Here is a 5017-nt window from a genome sequence, read left to right as displayed (position 1 = left end):
GGTCGGCGGCGAGGGCGGCGAGGGCGGTGGTGCGGCCGGTGCCGGGGGCCCCGACCAGGCCGAGCACGAGGTCCGGCCCGGCGGTGAAGGCGGCCAGCCCGGCGCTGATCCCGGGGCGCGGCACGGGGTAGGGGGCGGGCTCGGCGGCGCCGGCCGGGGGGAAGGCCGCGCCGAGGGTGGTGGCGGTCAGCTCCAGGGCGCCGGCCAGGTTGAGGTCCGCGCCGTAGCCCGGCACGGTGGCGGAGTTCCGCTCCAGCAGCGCCGCCAGGGCGCCTCCCGGTGCGTGCGCGGCGGCCGCGCGCAGGGGCACGGCGAAGCTCCCGGAGCGGTGCTCTGCTTCGAGAGCGGTGCCGAGTACCGCGAGCACCGCTCCGGTCGCCGCGTCCAGGACCGGCCCCCCGCGGACCTCGCCGCCGAGCCGCAGGGCGTCCCGGCCGGCCGTTCCGATGGCCAGCTCGACCGCGGCGGGGAGTACGTGGCGGCGGCCGGCCGCGGTGTGGGTGACCTCCGCTCCCGCCCCGAGGACCCGCGCCTGGCGCCAGCCCCGCGCGGGCAGGCGTACGTACGTCCCCGGAGGGATCGCCTCGCGCATCGCCACGGGCAGCGGCGGCACGCCCAGTCCGTCACCGCGCACGAGGGCCAGCCCGAGCTCCGGCAGGGCGGTCACGTCATCGGCCGACGCCGGCCGGCCGGGCCCCTCGGCGCCGGACGCGTGCAGGACCATCCCGGCCAGGCCCTCGACGGCGTCGTGGCTGGTGATCACCGTGCCGCGGTCGTCGGCGACGAAGCCGCTCCCGCGCGGGAGTCCGTCCCGGTCCCGGATCGTCACCAGTCCCGCGGCCGGCCACCCGGCCGACCCCGCGGCCAGTCCCGTGGCCGGCCCCGCGGCCGGCCACCCGGCACCCGCGAAGGCGCCGCGGCCCGCGCCCCTCGTACCGTCCGTGACCTCGTCCGTCATCGCCGCACCACTCCCCCGCCGCGGGACCCGTGTTCACGACGGTAGGCAAGTGAAGATCAGCGGGAAAAGCACGCGGCCCGAAAGCGCCCCCTTACGCTCCCGGCATTCACTCCGAGCGCCTGCTCGGAAGGGTGAATACGGTGCTCCGGATGGATAGAGACCTATCCGAGGGGGGTTGTGGAGCGGTGAGCAGCAGTCCGTGTGCGCTCACCGCTCCACGTCAACCGGCCGGAGCGGGCCGGCAGGAGTCCTCAGGCGAAGACCGCGAGGGACTTCGTCTTGCCGCCCTTGCTCTCCACGAGCCCGAGCAGCTTGCCCTCGGGCCCGTAGACGGCGACGGTCCGGCCGTCCCGGTACTCGTCCGGCATCTCGATCCGCACGCCGTTGGCGAGCAGCGAGGCCCGGCGGGCGTCCAGGTCCCAGCGCGCGAACGCGGCGGCGGCCGCCTCGCCGATCGGCATAACGGTCAGCTCCTCCTGGAGCTGGTCGAGCGTGCGCGCCTTGTCGAGCTTGTACGGGCCCACCCGGGTGCGCCGCAGCGCCGTGAGGTGGCCGCCGACGCCCAGGTCGGCGCCCAGGTCGCGGGCGAGGGCGCGGATGTACGTACCGCTGGAGCAGACGACGGAGACGACGAGGTCGACGACCTTGGTGCCGTCCTCGGCCTCGGCCTCGCGCATGTCGTACACCTGGAACGACGAGATGGTCACGGGGCGGGCCGGGATCTCGAAGTCCTCGCCGTCGCGGGCGCGCTTGTAGGAGCGCACGCCCTTGATCTTGATGGCGCTGACCTTGGACGGGACCTGCATGATCTCGCCGGTCAGCTTGGCGATGCCCGCGTCCACCGCCTCGCGGGTCACCCCGGAGGCGTCGGCGGACGAGGTGATCTCGCCCTCGGCGTCGTCCGTGAGGGTGCTCTGCCCGAGCCGGATGGTGCCGAGGTACTCCTTCTCGGTCAGCGCGAGGTGGCCGAGGAGCTTCGTGGCCTTCTCCACGCCGAGGACGAGGACGCCCGTCGCCATCGGGTCGAGGGTGCCGGCGTGGCCGACGCGGCGGGTCTTGGCGATCCCGCGCATCTTGGCGACCACGTCGTGCGAAGTGAAGCCGGACGGCTTGTCGACGATGACCAGGCCGTCCGGAGTCTTCCCTGCGTTGGTGCTCATTCCGCGGCTGCGTCCTCGTCGTCCTCGTCGCCCGGCTTCTTGTACGGGTCGGCTTCGCCGGCGTACTTGGCGCCGGAGGACACCTCGCGCACCTGGGCGTCGGAGGCCCGCGCCTTGTCGAGGAGGTCCTCGATGGTCCGGGCGTTCTCCGGGAGGGCGTCCGCGACGAAGGTCAGGGTGGGCGTGAACTTGGTTCCCGCCGCCCGGCCGACCGCGGAGCGCAGTACGCCCTTGGCGCTCTCCAGGCCCGCTGCCGCGCTGGCCCGGTCCTCGTCGTCGCCGTAGACCGTGTAGAAGACCGTGGCCTCCCGCAGGTCGCCGGTGACCCGGGTGTCCGTGATGGTCACGTGCGTACCGAGGCGGGGGTCCTTGACTCCGCGCTGCAGCTTCTCGGCCACCACCTCCCGGATGAGGTCCGCCAGCTTCTTCGCCCGCGCATTGTCGGCCACTGGTCCGTCTCCTTCTTTGTTGCAGACAAGCAATCAGTCTTCATCACCGTGGTACCGCCGTCTCACGGACAGCAGCTCCACTTCCGGACGCGCCGCGACCAGCCGCTCACAGCGGTCGAGCACGTCCGACACGAACCCCGCGTCCCCGCTCACCAGGGCGACCCCTATGCGGGCCCTGCGGTGCAGGTCCTGGTCTCCCACCTCGGCCGCGCTCACGGAGAACTTGCGCTGGAGCTCGGCGACGATGGGCCGGACGACGGAGCGTTTCTCCTTCAGCGAGTGGACGTCGCCGAGGAGCAGGTCGAAGGACAGAGTCCCCACGTACATGCAGTTCCGGATGTCCCGCCGGTGCGGGTTAGGTGGCCTGCCGGCCGACGCTCGGCAGGGTCACCAGAACCGTACACGCAACGGCCGGGGCCGATCGACGGATATTCCGCCGACCGGCCCCGGGGTTACGACACGGTACGAACCGCCTCGCGCTTACGCGCGGGGCTTCTCGCGCATCTCGTACGTCGCGATGACGTCGTCGATCTTGATGTCGTTGAAGGAGCCGAGGTTGATACCGCCCTCGAAGCCTTCGCGGATCTCGGTGACGTCGTCCTTGAAGCGGCGCAGACCGGAGATGGTGAGGTTCTCGGCGATGACCTTGCCATCGCGCAGGAGCCGCGCCTTGGTGTTGCGCTTGACCTCGCCCGAGCGGACCAGGACACCGGCGATGTTGCCCAGCTTGGACGAGCGGAAGATCTCGCGGATCTCCGCCGTGCCGAGCTCGACCTCTTCGTACTCCGGCTTGAGCAGACCCTTGAGGGCCGCCTCGATCTCCTCGATGGCCTGGTAGATCACCGAGTAGTACCGGACGTCGACGCCCTCGCGGTCCGCCATCTGCGCGGCACGGCCGACAGCGCGGACGTTGTAGCCGATGACGATGGCGTCGGAGCCCATCGCGAGCGAGATGTCGGACTCGGTGACCGCACCCACACCGCGGTGCAGGACGCGGATGTCGACCTCTTCGCCGACGTCGAGCTGGAGCAGCGAGGACTCCAGGGCCTCGACCGCACCGGACGAGTCGCCCTTGATGATGAGGTTGAGTTCCTGGACCAGACCGGCCTTGAGCACGGAGTCGAGGTCCTCGAGGGACACGCGACGGACGCGCTTGGCGAAGTTGGCGTTGCGCTCGCGCGCAGCACGCTTCTCGGCGATCTGGCGGGCGGTGCGGTCCTCGTCGACGACGAGGAAGTTGTCGCCGGCGCCGGGGACGTTGGTGAGACCCAGGACCAGGACGGGGGTCGCGGGACCCGCTTCCTCGATGTTGTTGCCCTTGTCGTCGAGCATGGCGCGCACGCGGCCGTAGGCGTCGCCCACGACCATCGTGTCGCCGACGCGGAGGGTACCGCGCTGGACGAGGACGGTGGCGACGGCACCGCGGCCGCGGTCGAGGTGGGACTCGATCGCAATACCCTGGGCGTCCTGCTCGGGGTTGGCGCGCAGGTCGAGCGAGGCGTCGGCGGTGAGGACGACGGCCTCCAGCAGGGAGTCGATGTGCAGACCCTGCTTGGCGGAGATGTCGACGAACATCGTGTCGCCGCCGTACTCCTCGGCCACCAGACCGAACTCGGTCAGCTGACCGCGCACCTTGACCGGGTCGGCACCCTCGACGTCGATCTTGTTGACCGCGACGACGATCGGGACGCCGGCGGCCTTGGCGTGGTTGAGCGCCTCGATCGTCTGCGGCATGACGCCGTCGTTGGCCGCGACCACGAGGATCGCGATGTCGGTCGACTTCGCACCACGGGCACGCATGGCGGTGAACGCCTCGTGACCCGGGGTGTCGATGAAGGTGATGCGACGCTGCTCGTCGTTCACCTCGGTCGAGACCTGGTAGGCACCGATGCCCTGGGTGATGCCGCCGGCCTCGCCCGCGACGACGTTCGTCTTGCGGATGGCGTCGAGCAGGCGGGTCTTACCGTGGTCGACGTGACCCATGACGGTGACGACCGGCGGACGCGGGAGCAGGAACTCCTCGCCGCCCTCGTCCTCGCCGAACTCGATGTCGAAGCCCTCGAGCAGCTCGCGGTCCTCCTCCTCCGGGCTGACGATCTGAACGGTGTAGTTCATCTCGCCCGCGAGGAGCTGGAGGGTCTCGTCGGAGACGGACTGCGTGGCAGTGACCATCTCGCCGAGGTTCATCATGACCGCGACCAGCGACGCCGGGTTGGCGTTGATCTTCTCCGCGAAGTCGGTGAGGGAGGCACCGCGCGACAGGCGAACGGTCTCGCCGTTGCCGCGGGGCAGCATCACGCCGCCCACGGACGGGGCCTGCATGGCCTCGTACTCCTGGCGCCTCTGACGCTTCGACTTGCGACCGCGACGGGCGGGCCCGCCGGGACGGCCGAAGGCACCCTGCGTGCCACCACGGGCACCGGGACCGCCGGGACGGCCACCGAAGCCGG

Annotated in this window: 4 protein-coding genes and 1 pseudogene; all 5 read right to left on the bottom strand. The window is 71.4% G+C overall.

What is annotated here, in order from left to right:
* A pseudogene (locus SSNG_RS42330) lies at positions 1-958 on the bottom strand (hypothetical protein); the annotation flags it as partial.
* A gap of 251 nt (positions 959-1209) precedes the next feature.
* Positions 1210-2118, bottom strand: coding sequence for a tRNA pseudouridine(55) synthase TruB (truB, locus tag SSNG_RS26050; RefSeq protein WP_007266903.1), 909 nt, complete (start codon positions 2116-2118; stop codon positions 1210-1212).
* A complete protein-coding gene (gene rbfA, locus SSNG_RS26045) occupies positions 2115-2567 on the bottom strand; it encodes a 30S ribosome-binding factor RbfA (protein WP_007266902.1) in 453 nt (150 codons plus the stop codon). Before rbfA ends, truB begins: the two co-directional genes overlap by 4 nt.
* Positions 2568-2600: 33 nt before the next feature.
* Positions 2601-2894 carry a DUF503 domain-containing protein gene (locus SSNG_RS26040; RefSeq protein WP_007266901.1) on the bottom strand — a complete coding sequence of 98 codons (294 nt, stop codon included), beginning with the start codon at positions 2892-2894 and terminating at the stop codon, positions 2601-2603.
* Positions 2895-3047: 153 nt separating this feature from the next.
* A partial coding sequence (infB, locus tag SSNG_RS26035; RefSeq protein ID WP_128637152.1) for a translation initiation factor IF-2 occupies positions 3048-5017 on the bottom strand: 1970 nt, incomplete at its 5' end.

Origin of the sequence: Streptomyces sp. C (assembly GCF_000158895.1) — a bacterium.
In the GTDB taxonomy this organism is placed as follows: domain Bacteria; phylum Actinomycetota; class Actinomycetes; order Streptomycetales; family Streptomycetaceae; genus Streptomyces; species Streptomyces racemochromogenes.
The sequence above is the reverse complement of the archived record's forward strand: the minus strand, read 5'-3'. Positions and strand labels throughout refer to the sequence as shown.